We start from the raw sequence: 22,144 nt of genomic DNA on the forward strand, positions 1-22,144 counted from the left end.
GTTAGCGATCTGCGATAACTAACCGCCGCTGGCACCCCGCTGTTTAGGCGTGCAAAACCCGCAGAATGCTAACGATCTCACTCACCACGTCGAGCGCGCGCAGCTCCGCAACGGTTGTCTGCAGCGCCTCCTCACGCGCCTCAGCGGTTGTGATAACCAGTTTGGCGAGGCCCGAAAGCTCCTCCGGCAGACTCTGATGGATCGCGGCAACCGACACCTGATTATCGGCAAACACCCGAGCAATCGCGGCGAGCACACCCGGCTGATCAACCGCGTTAAGAATAATCTGGTAGGCGGTCTCTGCCTCGCTAATCGGCAGCACCCGCAGGTCTGCGTAGCTCGGGGTTGTCAGGCCCGGGCCGCCGGCAACGTGACGGCGCGCAGCCGAAACAAGGTCACCGAGAACAGCGGAGGCGGTTTCAACACCGCCAGCGCCGGCGCCGTAGAACATCAGCTCACCGGCTGCCTCAGCCTCAACAAAGATTGCGTTCTTGCCGCCGTGCACAGCAGCGAGCGGGTGCTCGCGGGAGATCAGCACCGGAGTGACGCGCGCGGAAACGCCAGCTGCGCCGTCCGCGCCGGTTGCCTGCTCAACAACGGCGAGCAGTTTAATCACCTGGTTTGCGGCCTTCGCGGTTGCCACATCGTCCGCGGTGATAGCGGTGATGCCCTCACGGTAGACGGCACCCTCAGGCAGATCGGTGTGGAACGCGATCCGCGCGAGAATCCCAGCCTTTGAGGCCGCGTCATAGCCCTCAACGTCGAGGGTTGGATCCGCCTCCAGATAGCCGAGGTCGCTCGCCACCTGCATTGCCGCCTCCGGGGTGTCGCCGAAGCGATCCATCCGGTCAAGAATGTAGTTGGTGGAGCCGTTGACAATACCCATCACACGCTTCACATTGTCGCCCGCGAGGCTCTCCTGCAGCGGACGAAGAATCGGGATCGCGCCAGCAACGGCGGCCTCGTAGCTGAGCTGCGCGCCAACGCGGCGGGCTGCGGCGTGCAGTTCCGGGCCGTGAGCGGCGATCAGCGCCTTGTTCGCGGTGATAACGTCAGCGCCCTGCTCCAGCGCCTCCAGGATCAGACTCTTTGCCGGTTCGATTCCGCCCATCAGCTCGACAACAATATCGGCCTTCTTAATCAGCTCGGCGGCGTCGGTTGTGTACAGCTCCTGCGGCAGCTCAACGTCGCGCTTCGCCGCGGTGTCACGCACAGCAATACCGATCAGCTCGAGTTTAGCTCCGACACGGGAGGCGAGTTCCTGCTGCTCCTCCAGCAGCAGCCTGGCAACCTGGGATCCAACGGATCCGCTTCCCAGCAGGGCAACACTCAGGTGGCGGTATTCAGACAATGTCTCTCCGATCATCTCGTTATTCTTACTAGTTCAAATTTACTGTAGCGGCGGTGTTTATTGGCTGAGCATTACCAGGTCAGAAACCGTTACCGGCCGTACAATCACCCGGTGTGAGCCGTCCTCCAGGGCGACAATCGCGGGTCTTGGCAGATAGTTGTAGTTGCTCGCGAGCGACCAACAGTAGGCGCCGGTTGCCGCAACCGCGAGCAGGTCACCCTCGGTTATGTCTGCTGGCAAAAGCTGCCGGTTAATCACAATATCGCCCGACTCACAGTGTTTGCCGACAACGCGTGAGAGCGTCAGCGGCGAGTCACTGACCCGGTTGGCGAGCACCGCCGTGTAGTCGGCACCGTAGAGGGCGGGCCTCGCGTTGTCGCTCATGCCGCCGTCAACGCTGATGTAGCGTCGGGTTTTATAGCCCAGGTCTGCCGGATCCGCCTCGCTGTCGCTGCCGGTCAGCTCAACCGTTTTTGTCACACCAACGCGATAGAGGGTTACACCCGCCTTGCCGACAATCGACCGGCCTGGTTCAAACGCAACAGCGGGTATTTTCAGTCCGCGTTTTTCACACGCCGCGGCAACAATATCCGCTAGCTCCGCCGCGAGAGCCGCAATATCTGGCACCTGCGGCAGCTCCTCCGGGGTGTAGGCGATCCCGAAGCCACCGCCGAGGTTCAGCTCACTGACCTCAGCCAGCTGCGCCAGCTCAGCAGCGATCTCAACCATTCTGTCGGCGGATTCTTTAAACCCGGCCGTGTCAAAAATCTGCGACCCGATATGGCAGTGGATCCCCTGAAAATCAAGCTGCGAGGCGGCGTTAATCGCCGCAACCAGCTCGGCTGCCTGGGATTTTGACACACCAAACTTTTGATCCTCGTGGCTTGTCGCAAGATAGCCGTGGGTTGCCGCGTGCACACCGCTGTTAACCCGCAGGATCACGGTTGCGCGCCCGCCAATCTCAGAGCAGGTCTCCTGCAGGATCCGCACCTCCTCGGCGCTGTCAACAACAATCGAACCAACCCCCGCGGTTACCGCCGCGGCAAGCTCCTCCCGGGACTTGTTGTTGCCGTGCACACCGATCAGCGCGGGATCAACCCCGGCCGCGAGCGCAACCGCGAGCTCCCCGCCGCTTGCCACGTCAAGGTGCATACCCGCCTCGGTCACCCACCTGGCAACCGGCTGGTTCAGCAGCGCCTTGGAGGCATAATAGAGCTTCGCGGACGCCCCCACCCTGGCAAACTCGCCGGTGAGCGCGGCAACGGTGCGCTCGGCGGTTGATTTCAGCTCGGCGACATCGAGCAGGTAGAGCGGTGTGCCGTACTGCTCAGCGAGCTCGGTTAGTTTCACGCCCGCGATCTCAGCTTCGCCGGTGTTCTTAGCCGCGTCGGTGTTCTCAGCCGCCTCGGTGGCGTGATCCGCCGCCCCGCACCTCGCTGCGCTGTTTGGAAACAGCCCTGTCAGCAGTGTATCTTCACCGTTCATTGGCAGCTTCCTCTCGCGCGCAGGCTGGCATTCTGGGTGATTTGCGGATCCACCTGGAATGTCGCAATCAGTTTCTGTTCGACGGTGTCGGTGATCAGCTCGGTTAGGCTGAAGCCCGCGGGCACGCTCTCGGCGACGCAGATTTGCTGGGTTGGCAACGCGGCAGAAAGCAGCTCCGGCGTCACAAACTGCAGCAAATTGTCAGCGCCCTGGTCTGGCACCGCGGCAACATCCTGGGTTGTTAGTGTGATCGCGTTGTTTTCTGCGGTGAGACCGAAAACAGCGGAGATAGCCAGCTGCTGGTTGAAGAACTCTGTTGTGGTTTCAAGCTTCACCGCGCCGTCAAGCACCTCGGTGACACCACTGATCCCGGTCTGGGCGAGCAGCTGTGCCTGCAGCTGGCTGTTTGTTAGCTCCGCACTAACCCTGGTGTTGTCGAGCGGCGCCGAGGTCGGGTCTAGTGCGACCGCGCCAACCTCGGCAATAACCGTTGTGGTTTCGGTGTCTGACAGCGGATACTCGGGAACCGTCACCGTCAGATTGGTTAGCCGCTGCGAAACCAGCTGCGGCAGCAGGAAGCCGCTGGTTTTCACCTCAACCTTTGCGGTGTCCGGCAAATCCAGCTGGTCCTTAATCGCAACCGCCGCGGCGTTTGGCAGCACGGTTCTCGCGATAAACTCCAGGCAGGCTGCCAGCAGCACCAGCAGCGCCAACAAAATACCGGTGACAATAATAAACCGGTTACTCCGTTTGGGGGTTGCCGCGGCCACGATTACATCCGTTCCGGTGAGCTAACGCCGAGCAGTGCAAGCCCGTTGCGAATAACCTGCTGTGTTGCATCGTTCAGGCTGAGCCTTGTCGAGTGCAGCGCCGTCAGCGGCTCACCGCTCTGCGGCAGCACCCGGCACTGGTCATACCAGCGGTGGTAGGTGCCCGCGAGCTCCTCCAGATACCTGGCGATGCGGTGCGGTTCACGCAGTTTCGCGGCGCCCGCAACAATCGCCGGATACTCCTGCAGCTTACCGAGCAGCTCGGTCTCGCTCGCGTGGGTTAGCAGCTGCGGATCAAACGGCTCCCGCCCAAGGCCTGCTGCCTCGGCGTTCCGATCAACCGAGCAGGTTCTCGCGTGCGCATACTGCACATAGAAAACCGGGTTGTCGTTGGTGCGGCTGCGCAGTTTTTCGCCGTCGAGCGACAGTGGTGAATCCGCCGGGTAGCGCGCAAGCCAGAAACGCAGCGCGTCAGACCCCAGCCACTGCAAAAGATCATCAAGCTCAATAATGTTGCCAGCGCGCTTCGAAAGTCTCGCGCCGTTCAGGTTAACCAGCTGCCCGATCGGGGTACTCAGCGTCTCATCGGGGTTTTCCCCGGAAACACTGGCGATCGCGCGGAGCCTGCCAATGTAGCCGTGGTGGTCGGCGCCGAGCAGGTAAACCTTCTCGTCAAACCCGCGCTGTGACTTGTTAATGTAGTAGGCAACGTCGGCGGCAAAATAGGTGAAAACGCCGTTTCCACGGGTCACAACCCGGTCTTTATCGTCACCGAAACTGGATGTGCGCACCCAAACAGCGCCGTCAGCCTCGAAAACGTGCCCGAGCCGGTCAAGCTGCTCAACAGCCTCGGCGATTTTGCTGGCGGATCCGCCCTCACCCGCAGCGTGCAGGCTCCGCTCCGAGAACCAGACGTCGAAGTGCACGTTGAAGTTTGTAAGCGACTGCTTAATCTCCTCCAGCTGCAGCTCGTAGGCGCGCTCAGTCACCTCGTGCAGCTGCTCGGCAGGATCCAGCTCCGCAAGGTTCGGGATCAGCTCCCTCACCTTCGCCCCGAGCACCTGAATGTACTCGCCCGGGTAGCCGTCCTCCGGCACCGGCTGACCAAGCGCCGCGGCGAGCACCGAGCGACCAAACTTCTGCATCTGCGAGCCCGCGTCGTTAATGTAGTACTCGCTTGTAACGTTGGCGCCCGCGGCCTTCAAAAGTCTCGCGAGTGAGTCACCGAGCGCCGCCCAGCGGGTGTGGCCGAGGTGCAGCGGACCGGTCGGGTTCGCGCTCACAAACTCCAGGTTGATTGACCTGCCCGCAAGCTGCTGGTTGGTGCCGTAGTTTGCTCTCTCGGAGAGGATCGTCTGCACAATCTGCCCCGCGGCTGCCGCGTTCAGCGTCACGTTAATAAAGCCCGGCCCAGCAATCTCAGCCGCCGCAACCTCCGGCAGTTTCACCAGCTCAGCGGTGATCTGCTCAGCCAGCTGGCGCGGATTCGTGCCGAGCGGTTTCGCGAACTTCATTGCCGCGTTTGATGCCCAGTCACCGTGTTCACGGTTGCGTGGACGCTCCGGCTGCAGCGCCTCCGGTGTTAGGCTCAGCTCAGCGTCCGCTGCCTCAGCAATGTTTGTAATGATGCGGTGTATTTCAACGGCTAATTGTTCAGGAGTCACAGCACCCTATTTTACATTGCTTAACAGCGCGGTGCCTAGCGGGTACAGCGGCGCAGAAAACAGTCGCCGGATTAAACAAAACAGCCCGTTAGCGAGTGTTAGAGAAAGTGGCTGGGATACCTGGACTCGAACCAAGAACAACTGAACCAGAATCAGCCGTGTTGCCAATTACACCATATCCCAATGGCATTCGCCGGAGTTAACCGGGAGGATTACCGAAATTTAACTATACCGAATGTCTTGCGGATTTGCAAAATCAATCCGGCGAGCGCGCCGGTGACCCAGAAACGGCAGGAAATATCCGACCGTCACAGGTTTACCGGATCCGCGCCCCGCCCATCGAGCTGGTCAATATAGCGCAGCACAATGCCCTCGCGCAGTGCCCAGGGTGAGATATTTAGGGTTTCAACCTCAAACACCTTCATGGCGGTGCGCAGCAGCACCGCGCCGGCCATCAGCTGGTAGCCGCGCTCCGGGGTGACACCCGGCAGGTACTCGCGCACGTTTGAGGGCATCTCCCGTAAAAACGGCTCCCACTCCTTTAGATCCTGGTAGTGCAGCTGGGCGAGCTCACCGGTTTGCGCCTTCGCGGTGCCACCGACGAGCCTGCCGAGTGAGCGGATCGTCTTTGAGGTGCCGACCACCCGGTTCGGCTTGGGGCGCTTGGCAAACAGCTCGTCACGCACCCGCGTAAACTCCTTGCGGGCGTGTTTGCGCAGCGCAGAAACAGCGGCGTGACCGGGTGGATCCTCCGGGATAAAGAGCTTCGTGGCGCGCCCCGCTCCGAGCGGCAGCGAAACCTGCGCGTCGGGGTACTCGTCCGCCCCCTGCGCGATCTCAAACGAGCCGCCGCCGATGTCGAACAGCAGAATCTCACCCGCCGACCAGCCGAGCCAGCGTCGCACGGCGAGCATTGTGATCCGCGCCTCGTCATCGCCCGAGAGCACCTGCGGCGCAACGCCCGTCACCTTCGCAACCCGTTCCAGCACCTCCTGGCCGTTTTTTGCCTCGCGGATCGCGGAGGTCGCCGTGCAAATCAGGTCGTCAACGCCGATCTCATTGGCCGCCTTCACAGCCTCGTCGATTGACGAAACAATCAGCTCGGTGCCCTCGGCGGTGATTGCGCCGTCGGCGTCAAGGTAGCGCATCAGCCGCAGCAGTGAACGCTGTGAGTGGTACGGCACGGGGCTTGCACCGGGGTGTGCGTCAACAACGAGCAGGTGAACAGTGTTTGATCCAACATCAATAACGCCAAGTCGCATAGTTAAACACTACTCGGGTTGCTTGCTAAAAGGCTGCAAACCCGCCAAAACGCTAGCCGGGCTCGCCGCTGTCGGTCATCGCGGTGACCGTGTAAACCGGCTCCCCCGCCGCGTTACTCGCCGGGATGTCAACGCTGATGTAGATTGCCCAATCGTTGTTTGCCTGCGGATCCGGCACTGTCTGCCGTAAAAGCCACGTCTCCCCGTCGCGGGTTATGGTTAGCAGCTTCGGGTCTCTCGCGCGCTGGTCGATGAGGATCTCGTCATACTCCGCAAAGTAAGCATCAAGCGCCTCATCCCAGGCACGCCGCCCCATCGCGCCAAGCTGTGTTGCGCGGGCGAGCAGGCTCGGGTCGTTGCTGACGCGGCTGTCTGTTTCCGGGTTTGAGAGCCTGACGAGCAGCTCGGTCTGCTCAAACGCGGCCGCCGTCAACACCCGAGAACTGACGTTTCTCAGCATCACCAAGAACGCTCGCGTCTCGCTGAGCTCTGTTGTCTCCGGCGGGGCTGCCAACGCATCGGACGCGGCATCCGGGTTCAACTCACCCGACTCAAGCGCCTGCATTGTCGACCACTCGGCGATCAGGCTGGAGTCGATCTGCTTAATCATCTCCCCCAGCCAGTCGATTATTTCGCGCAGCTGCTGGGTTTTCGCGCCCTCGGGAACGGTGCGCAGCAGTGTTTTATAGGCGTCGCTGAGATACCTCAGCACAACACCCTCGGAGTTCGCGAGCGAGTAGTGGTTGATCAGGTCGCGGTAGTTGTAGGCGTTTTCGAGCATGTCACGGACAATCGACTTGGGGCTGAGGCTGTGCTCCGCCGCCCACGGCGACTCTTTCACATACTCGCTAAACAGCTCCTCCAGCTCGTCTCGCAGCGGCTGCGGGTGCGTCACCTCACCGATCTGCGCCATCCGCTCATGATACTCGGCTCCGTCGGCTTTCAACTCCGCCAGCAGCTGTTTCACGAGCAAATCCCGCTGCGCGTTCAGCACCTGGCGTGGATCCTCCAGCACCGCCTCAATAATCGACACCGTGTCGAGTGCGTGCTGCGGATCATCCCGGTCAAGCTGCATAATCGCGCTAACCGCAAACGGCGCGAGCGGCTGGTTGAGTGCGAGCGCACTACCGAACTGACTGCCTGCGGCATCGCTGAGCCGCAGCAGCCTGCCGGAGGTGGTTGTTTCGATCCGCAAAATGCCCGCCTCACGCAGGGTTTTATAGATCGCAATCGCGGTTCTGGCGTGGTCGAAGCGGGATGCTTCGGGCTCGTGCGAGTTAAAAATGAACCCGCGCACAAACCGCAGCAGCTCACCCTCGCGCGTCTCACCGCGGCTGAGAATGCTGAGCAGAATACTGTGTGTTATCTTAAACCGCGAGCGCAGCGTCTCCGGTTCACCGCTTTTCAGGTTTTCAACGGTTTTTTCACTCCACTTAATCGCTCCGGCGGGGGCGCTCTTGGTGACAACCTTGATCTTTTTCTTCGGGTTTTTCGCGAGCTGCGCGGCCCGCTTCGCCGCCGCCTGCGCGTTCTCGATCACATACTCGGGCGCGCTGACGATAACATCACCGGCGGTGTCAAACCCGGCCCGGCCCGCCCGGCCAGCGATCTGCTGAAACTCCCTAACGGATAGCCGGTGCGCCTTCCCGCCCCTAAACTTCGCCAAATCGGTGAAGAAAACTGTTCTGATCGGGACGTTAATGCCGATCCCGAGGGTGTCTGTGCCGCAGATAACCCGGAGCAGCCCCTGCTGTGCGAGCCGCTCAACCAGCCTGCGATACTTCGGCAGCAGCCCGGCGTGGTGCACGGCAATGCCCTTCAAAAGCAGCGATTGCAGCGTCTGCCCAAAGCCCTTCGCAAACCTAAACTGCGACAGTTCCTGCTTCAGCGCCGCAGCGCGTTCTGTGCCGTCCTGGGTGGATCCGCTAACCAGCGTGCTACCCAGCTGTTTCGCGAGCTCCTTCGCCCTGCTGATCGCCTGCAGCTGGCTAAAGTGCACCACATAGATAGGTGCTTTATGCTCTGCGATCGCCTCTTTTATTGCCTCGTCAACGGGTTTAACACTGTAGCTGTAGCTGAGCGGAACCGGTCGCTGCATACCGCCGATCAGCTCGGTTTCACGCCCTGTGCGCTGCCGCAGGTCGGCGGCGAGCTCGGTTGTGTCTCCGAGCGTTGCCGACAGCAGCAGGAACTGTGCACGGTTCGCCAAAAGCAGCGGCACCTGCCACGCCCAGCCGCGATCGTAGTCACCGTAGTAGTGGAACTCGTCCATCACAATGTGGGTGAAGCCGTGCGCGGCCTCATCGGCGAGCGCGTAGTGGGCGAGAATCTCGGCGGTGCAGCAGATAATCGGTGCGTCCGGGTTGATGGCGCTGTCACCCGTCACCATGCCGACGTTTGCGGCACCGAACTGTGCGACCAGCTCAAAGAACTTCTCGCTCACCAGCGCTTTAATTGGCGCGGTGTAGACGCCGCGTTCCCCTCTCACCATCGCGTAAAAGTGGACACCGAGCGCGACGAGTGATTTACCGCTGCCGGTCGGGGTTGCGAGGATAACGTTGTTACCCTGGGCGAGGGAGGTTAGCGCGCTCTCCTGCGCCGGGTATGGCTCAAGCCCGCGGATCTCGCTAACCCACTCAAGAAACCCGAAGAGCTGTTCGGTTTCATCCGCCCCCTGAAACTGGGCGGCTAGATTAGCAAGTGAGACCACAACTCCCCCAACCGGTTTTCACACTGAACCAGACTAGGCGGTAACCAGCTCAGCGCCCTGAGCAGCGAGATCCGCAAGCGCCTTAGAACCAGAATCGGGAGCGACCGCGGCAACCATATCGCGCCACACTCGCACACTAAAACCGGCGTTCAACGCGTCCCTGGCGGAGGCGAGAACACAGTAGTCGGTTGCGATACCAACAACGTCGAGGTCGGTGACACCGGCGTCTTTCAGCAGCTTCTCCAGGCTCTCGCCGCTGTCGGTTTTCCCCTCGAAGGCGGAGTAGGCGGGCTCGCCCATGCCCTTGTAGATGTGCACGTCAATGTCCAGGTCTGCAACCTCCGGGTGGTAGGCGGCTCCCTCGGTTTCGGCGACGCAGTGCACAGGCCAGGTGTCTACAAAGTCCGGCTCACCCGAGAGCGCGAAGTGGCCGCCGTTACTGTCGTCGGCGTTGTGCCAGTCACGGGAGGCGACAACCAGGTCATAGCTGTTCTCCTGCAGGAAGGCTGCGATTTTGGCGGCGACGGCGGATCCGCCAGCAACGCCCAGCGCACCGCCCTCGCAGAAATCATTCTGCACATCAACAATCAGTAACGCACGAGACACGATCTTACTCCTTAGTTGGTTCGTTCCCCCGGCTGCACAGTCGCTGTTAACCAGTCCAGCTGCGGCAACAGCCGCTGTCGATTAAACCGCTGTGGCTATGGCACCCGTACGGGGTTTTGGGTGTGACTAAAAACAATACTCGTTCTGGTCGCGGAAACACAAGGATCCTCAGAGAGATACTCGAGCACAAACTCGCGCACGTGGTCTGAGTCCCTCGCCATCAGGTGAATAATAAAGTCCTCAACACCGCCCAGGAAGAACAGCTGCGCAACCTCCGGAGTTTTCCGCAACCGCTCAGCGAGCTGGTTGATCTGCTGCCTGGCGCCGGAACGCACGGTAACACTGATCAGCGTCTCCAGTCCGAGACCGAGCGCCCGCGGGTCGACGGTTGCAGAAAACCCGGTGATAACCTTTTTTGTCATCAGGTTACGCACCCGGGTGATGCAGGTGGAGGCGGCAATCCCAACCTTGTCTGCGAGATCGGCGTTCGTGATCCGCCCGTTGGCCTGCATCGCGTCAATTATCTGCATGTCGATATCGTCGAGCTCTGGAAACGACTGCATAATCTTCATATCACTCAAGCTATACCCTAAAAATCATAGATTTAAACGCCCAAACACATTATATTATGAATATACTGCGGTTAGAGTGCGCTTTTCGCGAATATCGTGCATAATCGTAGTGGTGGGGGTTGTTATCCGCACTAACTATAACCGCGGATCCCCGCAAATTCAACCGTTTACTCAAAGATTGAGGTGCATAACAATGCGCGTTGGTGTTCCAACAGAAATTAAGAACAACGAAAACCGCGTAGCTATTACAGAGGCTGGCGTTGTTGAGCTAGTCCGCCACGGTCACGAAGTACTGATCGAGGCAGGAGCTGGTGAGGGCTCAGCTATCACCGATGATGCTTTCCGCGCTGCAGGCGCAACCATTGTTGCGACCGCAGACGAGGTTTGGGAGCAGTCAGACATGGTTCTCAAGGTAAAAGAGCCAATCGCTGCTGAGTACCCAAAGATGCGCAAGGATCAGGTGCTCTTCACCTACCTGCACCTCGCTGCTTCACGCGAGTGCACCGACGCTGTTGTTGAGAGCGGCACAACCGCCATCGCCTACGAGACCGTACAGCTTGACAACCGCGCACTGCCACTGCTCGCCCCAATGTCTGAGGTTGCTGGTCGCCTGTCTGTGCAGGTTGGCGCACACTCACTGATGAAGGCTTCTGGCGGCCGCGGCATCCTGCTCGGTGGCGTAACCGCTACCCGCAAGGCAAAGGTTGTTGTTATCGGCGGTGGCGCTGCCGGTGAGCAGGCTGCTCGCGTAGCTTACGGCATGGGCGCAGACGTCACCGTTATCGACATTGCACTGCCACGCCTGAAGCAGATTGAGGACATCTACAACGGCGGCATCCAGACCCGCACCTCAAACGCTCACAACATCAGCGAGGCGCTGAAGGACGCTGACCTGGTTATCGGCTCTGTGCTGATCCCGGGTGAGAAGGCTCCTAAGCTCGTCACCGACGACATGGTTGCCGGCATGAAGACCGGTTCTGTGCTCGTTGACATCGCAATCGACCAGGGTGGCTGCTTCGAGAACTCTCGCCCAACCACCCACGACGAGCCAACCTACCAGGTTCACAACAGCATCTACTACTGTGTTGCAAACATGCCGGGCGCTGTTCCTGAGACCTCAACCGCTGCGCTGACCAACGCAACCCTGCCATACGTTGTTGCTCTGGCAAACAAGGGCTGGAAGAAGGCGCTGCAGGACGACGCTGCTCTCGCAAAGGGTCTGAACGTACACGCCGGTGTTATCACCAACGCCGGTGTTGCTGACGCGTTCCCAGACCTTAAGAGCGCAACCGTTGACGAGGTGCTCGCAGCCTAGGGCGAGGTGCTTCTCTGCCCGCGGGCAGAGGTGTCAAGCCTAAAGGGCCAAGCGCTCACACAGCATCATTTATTTGGGGTGGATCCAACCGGATCCGCCCCAAATTTGTTATTAGCCGCTAGACTTATTGTCGCTATGGATCTGAAATTCACGTTCGCAAAATCAACCCCGCCAGCAGCCGACGGCCAAGCGGGTAAAGCCGCTAACCTAACCGGCTCGGGCGCCACTCAGCTGCCGCTAAACAGCGCCAGCCGCAACCTGTTTGTGGAGGTGACCGAGAGCGCGGATGCCGCCAAAGCGGTTGCGGTTTCGGGTGACGGCGTTAACTACGGCAGCGCCGAAAAACCGCTCGGCGCTAACCCCGCGAGCGCCTACCGCTCTGTGATTGCCAGGGTGATTGCGGAGGTTGGTGAACCGCTTTCCGGGTCGATTAGCGCGCTCAAACTCTCGATTTCGGCGCATCACGCACTCGCGAGCGCAGAGCAGTTCCAGGGCGGCGCGTTTGAGCCTGACGGCACGGTTAGTCAGGCTCTGCAGCTGCGCACCGGTTTAAGCGCCGGAACCCGCGTTGAACTGCTTGATACGCTCTAGCGCCGTGGCAACGTTATCGTAGCCCGCCGCGTATGACAGGCGGATTGTGCGCCAGCCGTTAACCGGGTCAAAGTCTGTTCCCGGAACAACCGCGACCTCAGCGCCGTCAAGCAGCGCGGCGGCGTACTCGGTTGCGGAGCCGAAGCGGCTAAGCAGCTGCTCACCGAGATCCACATAGTAGTAAAAAGCCCCGTCAGCGGGCGCCGCAACACCGAAGCCGAGGGTGGCCTCGGCGTCCAGGATCAGCTGCCTTGACCTGGCAAAGTCGGCAACAACCGCGTCCCGTTCCGCGTAGCTCTGCTCGCTGAAGGCGCTGAGCGCGAGCTCCTGCGCGGGAGCCGGCGGTGACAGCGCAAAGTTGCTGGCGAGCGCGGTGAAGGTTTCGAGCAGCTGCTCAGGCAAAACCGCCCAGCCGAGCCGCCAACCGGTCATCCCCCAGTATTTTGAGAACGAGTTAATCACAATCGCCTCGGGGTTCAGCTCCAGTGCGGTGATGCCGCGCCAGTCTGCGTCGACAGGATCGAGGTAGCTGATGCCGTGGTAGATTTCGTCGCTGATCAGACGCACCCGCTGTTTTGCGCACCACTGACTGATCGCGGTGTAGCCCTCGCGGCTGAGCATACTGCCGGTCGGGTTTGCCGGGGCGGCGATTACGAGCCCCGCGAGTTCACCGTGCTCTGAAACGGCAGCGTCAAGCAGTTCTGGGGTTGGCTGGTAGCCGGTTTTGTCGTCAACAACGATCTCAACCGGGGTGATGCCGAGCGCGCGCAGCATGTTCTTGTAAGCGGGATACCCGGGGGCAACAATACCGACCCGGTCCCCCGCGTCAAACGCCGCCATAAACACCAGCTGGAACGCCCCGGATGATCCGGTGGTAACGGCGATCCGCGATGCTGGCACAACTACCCCGTACCAGTTTTGGTAGTGGCCCACGATGGCCTCGCGCAGCGCCTGGGTGCCGAGCGGCCCGGTGTAGCCGGTTGCGGCGATTGATCCCGCCTTCGGCCTCGCGCTTGGCTCGCCCGCGCACAGTGAGATAACGTCTTTGCCCGCAGCAACCCGCTTGCTCACCTCGTTCGTGATCTGCATCACCTGGAACGGCGGTATTTTGGCGCGCTCGGCGGTCTTTAGCGGATCCGCACCCAAAACCGCTTCTCGCCCCGGCAGTTTACGGGTTGGGGGCTTAAAAATCTGACCTGGTTTCTGCATGGCTAAACCCCTATCTGACGGTTACTAAAGTGGCGGGGAGCTCGCGGAAGCTTTGGCCATTCAGCTGTTAAACGGTCAGCTGTTTAGCCTCGTGGCCGCGATAAACCCTAAAGCCGAGTTTAACACTCTGAGCTGTTTTTTCGACCAGTAACATCTGTGAGACCGCGCCGATGGCAATGATCACGCCGAGGTACTCAAACAGCTCCTCGAGGTGGATCTCCAACCGCAGGTGCCAGGTTACCTGGCCCATGAAGTGCATCTCGATGTGGCCCCCGATTGTCTCCATCACAACCGCGCCGAGGAGGAACACGGTGCCGCCAACGATCAAACCCAGCTGCACACCGCGCGGCAGTTTCACAAGCAGCGGCAGCGAGAAAAAGCTCACGATTATGGCCTGCAAAACCCCGACAATCACCCAGGTGTAGGAGACCATCGTCAGCGGAATATAGGCCCTGATGTAGTCCCCGAGCAGATAGAGTTGCTCGTGCAGGATGGTTGCCTCGTCAAGCGCGGCGTAGGCGGCAACAGCTGAGAAAAAGAACCAGTTGCCTCGTTTCCGATCCGCCAGCACACCGACGAAAGCGGTGATGGCTGACAGCAGCAGCCAGAGCGTCGCACCGTACATGGAGGCGAAGTTCACCTCGGCGGCAACGTCGAAGCGCTCCCACATCCAGAACCAGGCGGTTGGCGCGAAGTCCTCGGCGTTTGTCAGCGTGTAGAAGATGCCGGAGAGGAGCACTATCGCAACCGCGATAATTGTCAGTGTCTGCACCAGCGCTCTGGTTAGTCCGGTAAGGGCCGCGTATCTCTTAAAAATCTTTGAAACCATACCTTGTTTTCACGAGCGAGGGGCTATTAAAAACAGTTCTCAATAGAGCTTTTAATTTTCTAGCCCCTCCGCCCTAATACATTAGAACGAATCTAAACACACAAGAGTCCGTTGTTTCATAGAAAATTCTTCTCCGCATCTTTACCAGGTTTTTTGCTATGTCAACATATTTTTTGTTAATATCCGCGCTCGGGCGCGCCAAAAATTGCTCGCGCAGCCTTTTCACGGCAAAATAGAAGCATAGCAATCTGGCGGTGGGTTAACCCGTTTAATCCGGCAGCGGGCGGATCCGCTCAGGCAGCCGCTGAAAAGATTTCGACAACAGGAGCAACCGATGGCTTTACGCACCCGAGTAACAACTTTCCTTGCCGCTGTCTCAGCAGCTGTGCTGTCACTGTTTAGCGCCACAGCAGCCTACGCGAGCGGCGGGCACGGTGAGGATGAGCACGGCCACGGAGCCGCTCACAGCCTCGACACACTCGCACCGTTCTCAACCGCGGGCGAGCCGCTGAACATCACAGCGATCCTGATCACCGGCGGTGTGCTGCTGGTGATTATCCTGGGGCTTAGCACCCTGATCAGCAAAGCTTTCGTGAAGAAAGCATAGCGCGCCGCGCTAAACCAACGCACTCCCGGGAGGGCAAAATGATTAAAACCGAGCTAACAGACGGCGTTTACACGATTACAGTGTCTCGCCCCGAGGCGTTAAACGCGCTCTCCCCCGACATTATCGAGCAGCTGCGTGAGGTGATTCTCGCGATCCAGGAGCGGCTCGGTGTTGGCACTCCCGACTCCGATGCGGGAGACACTGACTGGGGTATCCGCGGTGTTGTTATCACCGGTGAGGGCGATAAATCATTTGTTGCCGGAGCCGATATTGGGGCGATGCAGCAGATGGACTCGGCAACCGCCGCCGAGTACGCCGAGCTTGCCGACGAGCTCACCGAGTGGATCGCGGAGCTCCCCGTCCCGGTGTTCGCCGCGGTTAACGGCTACGCACTGGGAGGCGGTCTTGAGCTGGCGATGGCGTGCGATGTTATCTACGCCTCCGAGAACGCTATTTTTGGTCAGCCAGAGGTCGCTCTCGGCGTTATTCCCGGCTTTGGCGGTTGTGTGCGACTGCAGCGGTTTATCGGCGCTGCGGGCGCGCGTGAGCTGATCCTCACCGGTAAGAAGATTAACGCCCAGGAGGCACTGCGGCGCGGCCTGGTTGCGGCCGTCTACGAGTCACCGGAGGCGGTTCGGCAGGCGGCAACGGACGCGGTGAAAGCACTCAGCGCCAACTCACCGCTCGCGATCGCAAAGGCGAAAGAGGTTATCGCCAAGGTGAGCCTGCTGGAGACGCACGAGGCTCTCGCCGCCGAGCGCGCAGGTTTCGCCGACTGCTTCGACACCGAGGACCAAAAAGAGGGCATGGCGGCGTTCCTCGCCAAGCGCAAAGCAAACTTCACCGGCAAATAGGCTGTATTCAATAGTCCAATAGCGACTATATATGCGGATCCGTCGAGTTCGCGCCAGAAGCAAAAGCTGGGGGCTACCAAGCGGTAACCCCCAGCTTTTTCGTTGCGGCGCAGGCCGCTACGCGGCGCTATCGGCGGCGGTGTTGGCAGCTGCGGCACCCTTAGCCGCCCTGCCGCGGCGCGCTCTTAGCCGCCCTACCGCGGCGCGCTACTCCTTCACAACGCGGTAGTGGCTAACCGCCGCGTCAACCGCGCCGCGCACATAACCGTTCGGGTTGTTTGCAACCGCGGTGAGGAAGCTCACCAGCTGCTCGGTGATAACCTCTCCCGGCAGCACGTTCGGGATCCCCGGAGGGTAAGAAGCGAGGGAGTCTACCGAGATCCGCCCAACCGCCTCTGCGGCCGGAACCGTCTCAATCTCAGCGAAGTAGGCGTCGCGCGGCAGCATAGCGAGCTTGCCGGCGTCCGGCAGGGCTGGCAGCTGCGCCTTCTCAGCGGTCGGGTTATCGCCGAGCAGACCGGCGGCCTGTGCGCACTCGTCAAGCGCTGACATAACCCGGTCAATATCGGGGTGAGCGCCCGCGCCGATCACCGCAACAACCACGGTTGCGGTTGACATCTCGCAGTAAACCTTGTGCTTCTTCAGCAGGCGGTTGTGCACCCAGTGGCCGTTCTGCGCGAGCTTTGAAACATCAATAGCGATGCGCAGCGGATCCACCGCGACAATATCGTCGTAGCCCTCGAAGGTGTCACAGAGCACGCCGAAGCGCGGATCCGCCCGCAGCCTGTCGCGCAGCTCGTTCGCGATCTGGATCGACTTGGTGATGTCGTCGTAGCCGGTTGCGATGGTGCGGCGAGCAATGTCGAGCGACGCCATCAGAATCGAGCTGGAGGAGGTTGAGGCAGTCATCGAGTAGGCGCGGTCAACGAGCGGACGCAGCCGCTCCGCAAACTCGCCCTTGCCGAGGTGCAGCATCGCGCTCTGGGTGAGGGACCCGGCGAGCTTGTGGGTGCTGGAGACGACCAGGTCGGCGCCGAGGCGCGCGGGTGACTCCGGCAGTTCGGCGTGGAAGCCGAAGTGTGCTCCCCAGGCGCCGTCAACGATCAGCGCAGCGCCGTTACGGTGTGCGATGTCGGCGAGCGCGGCAACGTCGGCGGTTGCCCCGAAGTAGCTCGGTGAGATGACGTAGACTGCGCCGATCTGCTCGGTTGAGTTGGCGAACGCCTCCTCAAGGGCCTGCGGGGTAACTCCGTGGGCGGCGCCATTGTCGTGGTCAATGTTTGGCATGATGAATGACGGGCTGAGGCCGGAGGCGAGCATACCGTCGATGAAGCTGGAGTGGCTGCTGCGCTGCATCAGGATGTGTTTGCCGAGCCCGCGCACAGCGATTGCGGCGATGCGGTTCGCCTGTGATGCGCCGTTGGTGAGGAACCAGGTTGTGTCCGCTCCCCATGCCTCGGCTGCGAGTTTGCGGGAGTGGACAAGCGGCGAGTCGGGGCCGAGATCCACACCGTCGAGCATCAGCGGGAGGTCGTAGTCGGTGATTTCACTCTCGAAGAAGCTGTCGAGCGCGGTTGCGGCGCTGCCCTTGCTGCTGCCGTGGCCGGGAACCATCAGGCTCAGCTGATCGGTTTTGGCGTGCGCGTAGACCGCGTCAGCGTAGGGTGTTTGCTGCTGCGCTGTAAGATCGTACGCTGGCTCAGCGTAGCTCCAAACTCGACTTCCCATAGACGGATACCCCCACTGTTGTTAAATGTGCTGACATGAATAAAACACCAAGTCGTCTCTGCAAGTTGGTGCACTCAAGTATTCTGTTAGATGTCGGCTGAAAAATCCAGCTGACAGTGAGGTGAGTTTCTTGCCCTGATATATACTGTATATGTATCAGCACCCAGAAAAACCGGTTTTGTCCAACTTGCGAGGCCGGTTTGGATCCCCCGCCGCAATCAAAACCCCGATCACGGCGTAATTCCTAACCGCTAACCCCTACCGCAATCCCCTGTAGAGCAGAGCAAAAACATGATTGATCTTAGACAGTTCATCGCACTGAAAGCCGTTTCGCAAACCAAATCTATCGCGAGGGCGGCTGAGAACCTCGGCTGGAGCCAACCGACCGTAAACTACCACCTCAACAACCTGGAGGCGGAGCTCGGCGCACCGCTGCTCAACCGCACTAAGCGCGGCAGTGAGCTCACCCCCGTCGCACAGCAGCTGGTCCCCAAGATCGAGGAGATTCTGGTGCTGTGTGAGCGGTCCATCAACGAGGCAAAAACCACCGCGAGCGAAACCAGCACCCCCTTACGCTTCGGCATCTTCCCGACCGCGGCAGCGCACCTGCTGCCCGGCATAACCGCGAGCCTCAGCAAAACCAAGTACAAGGTGCAGGCAACGCTGGAGGAGGTGGCGCTGCTCGTCTCGAAACTGCAAAAGCGCGAGATCGACGCCGCCCTCAGCTACACAACCCCGAACGTTTCCTTCGCGCTCGACTCAAACTTTGCCGCGATCGAACTGTTTGACGACCCGGTGCTGCTCGGCGTCCCAAAACAGCACCCGCTTGCCCGCTTCGCCGGCTCCTCCGTCGCCCCTGCGGTGTCTGACGGTGAGCTGCTGCAGACGGTTAACGACCCGTGGATCGTGGGGGCCGCCCCCGGTGATCCGCTCGACGAGAATCTACTCTCGCTGTTCCGGGCTCACGATAAACAGCTCAACACCGCAATCCACACCGACGACTACACGGTTGCGCTCGGGCTGATCGCGGCCGGAGCCGCGATTGGGCTGATCCCGGCGCTCGCGTGCAGCGCGGTTCCCGCGAACGTTGTGCTGCGGCCGATCGCAAACCCCGTGTTTAAGCGCAAGGTTGCACTTCTGGCACCAAACCCGCGCACCATGAAGCAGCACGATCAGCAGCGGCTGAGCGCCCTGGTTGGGGCGGTTAAGGAGTCCGCGACCAGGCAGCGCAGTCTGCAACCCTAAACGGGCACGCAGGCGGGCGTAAACGGGCGCGGGCCCGGCGCAGCAACTGGCGCGCGCCCGGCACCGCAACTGGCGCGGGCTCAGCCAGACAGCCTAACTAGACTGCTGTGTCCGCTCCCGCATAAACAGCGCCAACAGGAAGCCCGTGAGCGCGAGCCCTGAAGAGGTTAAGAACGCAGCACGGACGGCCGTCACCTCCGCGGCGAGCAGCTCGGCGGTGGCGGTGCCGGAGGCGGTGGCTGCCGGATCCACCCCCGCAATATCGCCGCTTGCGGCCGCGAACACGAGACTGTAAATGGTTACCGCGACGGCGGTTCCCGCGGCGCCAGCAACCTGCTGCACCGTTGAGTAGATGGCGGTGCCGTAGGAGGCGAGCTCGCTCTTTAGCGCACCAAGACCGGCGCTGAAGAGTGGCGTGAAACTGAGTCCGAGCCCGAAGCTCAGCAGCATGTTCGTCAACAGCAGCTGCCAGCCCTGAGTGTTTTCACCGACAACAAACGCGAGCAGCAGCAGCGCGCAGGCGGTTGTTAACATACCCGGGAGGAGCAGCGGCCTGGACCCGAAGCGATCCACAAGCCTGCCAACAAACAGGCCAAGCACACCCATCAGAATACCGCCCGGCAGCAGGATCAGACCGATTTGCAGCGGCTCCAACCCGAGCACGCGAACGGCGAAGATTGGCAGCAGGATAACAACAGCAAACAGCGCCATCATGTTGATGCCGATAATCGCGAGCGCGATCCTGTAAACGCGCGACTGGAAAACCCTGAGGTCGAGCAGCGGCTGTTTGCCGAGCCGCAGCAGCCGCAACTGTCGCGCACACAGCAGCGCGATGGTGATAACACCGATCAGGATCGGCAACCACGGCGGGATCGGCTGCTGGTGGGTTGCTGCTTCGCCGAGCTGGCTGAGACCGTAAACCGTCATACTGAAACCGAGCGCCGCTAGCACAACCGAGAGCACGTCAATGCTCACCGGTTTTGTTTCCCCGACGTTGCGCAGTAGCACAACACCGAGTATCGCAACCACTGTTGCAATCGGCAGCACCACCAGGAACAGCGCGCGCCAGCCGAGCACACTGAGCAGCAGCCCCGAAACCGCCGGCCCGATGGCCGGCGCGAGCGACATAACCGCCGAGATCCGCCCCATAAAACGGCCCCGCACAGCCGCCGGGATGACGGTGACAACAACCGTTAACAGCAGCGGCGAGATAATCGCGGTGCCGACCGCCTGCACAATTCGCCCGATCAGCAAGAAAACAAAGCTTGGCGCGAAAGCACACAGCGCGGTTCCAATGAGGAAGGTGCCGGCGGCGAAATAGTAGAGCCGCTTGGTTGTGACGCGCTGGATGAGGATGCCGGTGATCGGGATAACAACGCTCATTGTCAGCAGGAAACCGGTTGTTAGCCACTGACCTGTGACCGGTGTGATTTTCAGCTCAGCCATCAGCGTTGGCAGGGCAACACCCATCAGCGTCTCGTTCAGGAACATAATGAACGAGGTGATAACCAGCACCGTGACGGCGCGGCTGTTTTCGGCAAGCTGGCGATCCGCAGAATTATGCATGGTGGATCCGCACTAAAAACTCCCTGGTTGCCGGGTGCTGCGGGTTGTCAAACAGCTGCTCTGGCGGCCCCTGCTCAACAACTTTACCGTCTTTCAGGTAGACGATTCGGTCGGCAACCTGCCTGGCAAAGCCCATCTCGTGGGTCGCCATCACGATTGTGATGCCCTGCGATTTTAGCTCGCGGACCAGGTCAAGCACCTCGCCAACCAGTTGCGGGTCGAGCGCGCTGGTGATCTCGTCGAGCAGCAGCAGTTCAGGGTTGGACGCAATCGCCCGCACAATCGCCACGCGCTGTTGCTGGCCGCCGGAGAGCCGGTCTGGATACTCGCCAGCTTTCTCAGCCAGCCCGATCCGCTCAAGCAGTTTCCTGCCTCGCCTCTCCGCCTCCCGCTTCTCGATGCCGTGCACGCTGTGCAGCGCGAGCGTCACGTTCTGCAGCACCGACATGTGCGGGAAGAGATTGTAGTGCTGAAAAACCACACCGATCCGGGCACGAATCTTATCCTGACTGACGCGCGGATCCGTGATGTCCGTGTCGAGCAGGAAGATCTGCCCGTCATCAACCTGTTCAAGCAGGTTGATGGTTTTTAGCAGCGTCGATTTGCCGGATCCGGAAGCACCGATCAGCACAACAACCTCGTGTTCTTTCACTGCGAGGTCGATGCCCTGCAGCACGGCGTTACCGCCAAAACTCTTTTTTACGCCGGTTACCCGCAATACCTCGGTCATACGATTCCCCCTACCTGTTCACGCTGTCGCGCCCGCCGGTTAAGCCACTCCGTCAGCCACAGGAACGGCAGCGACATCAGAATAAAGAAGATACCCGCGAGTACATACGGAGTGTAGTTGAAGGTGCTCTGGTTAATAATCTGCGCGGCGCGGATCGCGTCAACGGCGCCGAGCACAGAAATCAGGCCAACATCCTTCTGCATTGCAACAAAGTCGTTCATCAGCGCCGGTGTTACCTTCCGCACCGCCTGCGGCATCACAACTTGGCGGAGTGTTTGGCCGTAGTTGAGACCGAGCGCTCGCGCCGCTATTCGCTGCGACGGATGGACCGATTCAATGCCGGAGCGAAGCACCTCCGCAACATACGCCGAGTAGCAGATGATAATCGCGACAGCGCCCCAGAAGGCGGGATCCAAGCGCGGGGTGATTTCAAGCGCGGGAATACCGAAACCCACCAGGTAGAGTGTGAGGATAACCGGTACACCGCGCACAAGGTCGACGTAGGCGGTTGCGATAATCCGCAGCGGCATAAAGATCGCGCCTCGCAGTGTGCGCATAACCGCCAGCAGCGAAGCAAAGATCGCAACACCGATAATCGCGAAGAACAGCACCTGCAGGTTTAGCAGCAGACCCTCAGCAACCCTCGGCAGCGCCTTTGCGAAGTATTCGGGGTTGAAGAAGGTTTTTTGCACCTCGCTCCAACCCTTGCTGTTGATGACCAGGTAGATCAGCACAGCGGCAACAACAACGGAACTGGCGAGGCTCACCAGAATGGATTTCAGCTGCGCTTTCTTCCTGTACCTGCGCCGATCCAGCTCAACGGCGCTCACCTGCTCGGCGGCGCTCACCTGCTCGGCGGCGCTCACCTGCTCGGCGGCGCTCACCTGCTTGGCGGCGCTATCCGCCGCTTTTTCTTTTGTTTCTGCCACTGTTCCCCCGCTTTTGTTTCTAGCCGCCTCGGCCAGCTCCCCCGTGCTGCCGTTTCGGGCCTTTCTTAAGCAGCTAAAAGCGCGACAGTAACGACTCGACAGAGTGTCGTACGTCGTTCGC

The 22,144-nt window shown here is 60.5% G+C and carries 19 protein-coding genes and 1 tRNA gene; 5 read left to right on the forward strand and 15 right to left on the reverse strand.

Going from position 1 to position 22,144, the window contains the following annotated elements; translation table 11 throughout:
* Positions 1 to 43: 43 nt before the first annotated feature.
* The 9 genes from EII30_RS05110 to EII30_RS05150 form a co-directional block, all read right to left on the reverse strand.
* Complete coding sequence (locus EII30_RS05110) at positions 44 to 1,351, reverse strand: homoserine dehydrogenase (protein ID WP_124886347.1); 1,308 nt, start codon at positions 1,349 to 1,351, stop codon at positions 44 to 46.
* A 57-nt stretch (positions 1,352 to 1,408) separates the two neighbouring features.
* The gene (lysA, locus tag EII30_RS05115) at positions 1,409 to 2,836 is read right to left on the reverse strand and encodes a diaminopimelate decarboxylase (RefSeq protein ID WP_124886256.1); all 1,428 of its coding nucleotides are present in this window, start codon (positions 2,834 to 2,836) and stop codon (positions 1,409 to 1,411) included.
* Positions 2,833 to 3,606, reverse strand: coding sequence for an LmeA family phospholipid-binding protein (locus tag EII30_RS05120; protein WP_158608666.1), 774 nt, complete (start codon positions 3,604 to 3,606; stop codon positions 2,833 to 2,835). The genes lysA and EII30_RS05120 overlap by 4 nt, the downstream gene beginning before the upstream one ends.
* 2 nt (positions 3,607 to 3,608) lie before the next feature.
* Positions 3,609 to 5,270, reverse strand: a complete 1,662-nt coding sequence (gene argS, locus EII30_RS05125; protein WP_124886258.1) for an arginine--tRNA ligase — start codon at positions 5,268 to 5,270, stop codon at positions 3,609 to 3,611.
* Positions 5,271 to 5,378: 108 nt separating this feature from the next.
* Positions 5,379 to 5,453: transfer RNA gene (locus tag EII30_RS05130), tRNA-Gln, on the reverse strand.
* 125 nt (positions 5,454 to 5,578) lie between these two features.
* Positions 5,579 to 6,532: a Ppx/GppA phosphatase family protein gene (locus EII30_RS05135; protein WP_124886259.1), complete on the reverse strand. Its 954-nt coding sequence runs from the start codon at positions 6,530 to 6,532 to the stop codon at positions 5,579 to 5,581.
* Between the two features lie 52 nt (positions 6,533 to 6,584).
* Positions 6,585 to 9,242: an RNA helicase gene (locus EII30_RS05140; RefSeq protein WP_124886260.1), complete on the reverse strand. Its 2,658-nt coding sequence runs from the start codon at positions 9,240 to 9,242 to the stop codon at positions 6,585 to 6,587.
* Positions 9,243 to 9,275: 33 nt separating this feature from the next.
* Complete coding sequence (locus EII30_RS05145; RefSeq protein ID WP_124886261.1) at positions 9,276 to 9,848, reverse strand: isochorismatase family protein; 573 nt, start codon at positions 9,846 to 9,848, stop codon at positions 9,276 to 9,278.
* A 95-nt stretch (positions 9,849 to 9,943) separates the two neighbouring features.
* The gene (locus tag EII30_RS05150; RefSeq protein WP_124886348.1) at positions 9,944 to 10,420 is read right to left on the reverse strand and encodes an Lrp/AsnC family transcriptional regulator; all 477 of its coding nucleotides are present in this window, start codon (positions 10,418 to 10,420) and stop codon (positions 9,944 to 9,946) included.
* A 193-nt stretch (positions 10,421 to 10,613) separates the two neighbouring features.
* Here EII30_RS05150 and ald point away from each other — a divergent pair, with 193 nt between their 5' ends.
* Positions 10,614 to 11,735, forward strand: a complete 1,122-nt coding sequence (gene ald / locus EII30_RS05155) for an alanine dehydrogenase (protein ID WP_124886262.1) — start codon at positions 10,614 to 10,616, stop codon at positions 11,733 to 11,735.
* Between the two features lie 135 nt (positions 11,736 to 11,870).
* Complete coding sequence (locus EII30_RS05160; RefSeq protein WP_124886263.1) at positions 11,871 to 12,326, forward strand: hypothetical protein; 456 nt, start codon at positions 11,871 to 11,873, stop codon at positions 12,324 to 12,326.
* Here EII30_RS05160 and EII30_RS05165 read toward each other — a convergent pair.
* Positions 12,285 to 13,535 carry a pyridoxal phosphate-dependent aminotransferase gene (locus tag EII30_RS05165; protein WP_124886264.1) on the reverse strand — a complete coding sequence of 417 codons (1,251 nt, stop codon included), beginning with the start codon at positions 13,533 to 13,535 and terminating at the stop codon, positions 12,285 to 12,287. The genes EII30_RS05160 and EII30_RS05165 overlap by 42 nt on opposite strands.
* Positions 13,536 to 13,602: 67 nt before the next feature.
* Positions 13,603 to 14,307: a hypothetical protein gene (locus EII30_RS05170; protein WP_124886265.1), complete on the reverse strand. Its 705-nt coding sequence runs from the start codon at positions 14,305 to 14,307 to the stop codon at positions 13,603 to 13,605.
* Between the two features lie 391 nt (positions 14,308 to 14,698).
* Here EII30_RS05170 and EII30_RS05175 point away from each other — a divergent pair, with 391 nt between their 5' ends.
* The gene (locus EII30_RS05175; protein WP_124886266.1) at positions 14,699 to 14,971 is read left to right on the forward strand and encodes a hypothetical protein; all 273 of its coding nucleotides are present in this window, start codon (positions 14,699 to 14,701) and stop codon (positions 14,969 to 14,971) included.
* A gap of 38 nt (positions 14,972 to 15,009) precedes the next feature.
* Complete coding sequence (locus tag EII30_RS05180; protein ID WP_124886267.1) at positions 15,010 to 15,825, forward strand: enoyl-CoA hydratase/isomerase family protein; 816 nt, start codon at positions 15,010 to 15,012, stop codon at positions 15,823 to 15,825.
* 207 nt (positions 15,826 to 16,032) lie between these two features.
* On the opposite strand, the gene EII30_RS05185 is transcribed toward EII30_RS05180, so the two are convergent.
* The gene (locus EII30_RS05185; RefSeq protein WP_124886268.1) at positions 16,033 to 17,553 is read right to left on the reverse strand and encodes an aminotransferase class I/II-fold pyridoxal phosphate-dependent enzyme; all 1,521 of its coding nucleotides are present in this window, start codon (positions 17,551 to 17,553) and stop codon (positions 16,033 to 16,035) included.
* Between the two features lie 291 nt (positions 17,554 to 17,844).
* On the opposite strand from EII30_RS05185, the gene EII30_RS05190 reads away from it, so the two are divergent.
* Positions 17,845 to 18,798, forward strand: coding sequence for a LysR family transcriptional regulator (locus EII30_RS05190; RefSeq protein ID WP_124886269.1), 954 nt, complete (start codon positions 17,845 to 17,847; stop codon positions 18,796 to 18,798).
* A 93-nt stretch (positions 18,799 to 18,891) separates the two neighbouring features.
* On the opposite strand, the gene EII30_RS05195 is transcribed toward EII30_RS05190, so the two are convergent.
* The 3 genes from EII30_RS05195 to EII30_RS05205 are packed head-to-tail and all read right to left on the reverse strand — an operon-like array spanning position 18,892 to position 22,023.
* Complete coding sequence (locus EII30_RS05195; RefSeq protein ID WP_124886270.1) at positions 18,892 to 20,364, reverse strand: DHA2 family efflux MFS transporter permease subunit; 1,473 nt, start codon at positions 20,362 to 20,364, stop codon at positions 18,892 to 18,894.
* On the reverse strand, positions 20,357 to 21,094 hold the full coding sequence (locus EII30_RS05200; protein ID WP_124886271.1) for an amino acid ABC transporter ATP-binding protein: 738 nt from the start codon (positions 21,092 to 21,094) through the stop codon (positions 20,357 to 20,359). Before EII30_RS05200 ends, EII30_RS05195 begins: the two co-directional genes overlap by 8 nt.
* Positions 21,091 to 22,023 (reverse strand): amino acid ABC transporter permease, encoded by a 933-nt coding sequence (locus EII30_RS05205; RefSeq protein ID WP_370266991.1) that lies wholly within the window; start codon positions 22,021 to 22,023, stop codon positions 21,091 to 21,093. Before EII30_RS05205 ends, EII30_RS05200 begins: the two co-directional genes overlap by 4 nt.
* Between the last annotated feature and the right edge of the window lie 121 nt (positions 22,024 to 22,144).

Source organism: Leucobacter sp. OH1287, assembly GCF_003859945.1.
GTDB lineage: Bacteria > Actinomycetota > Actinomycetes > Actinomycetales > Microbacteriaceae > Canibacter.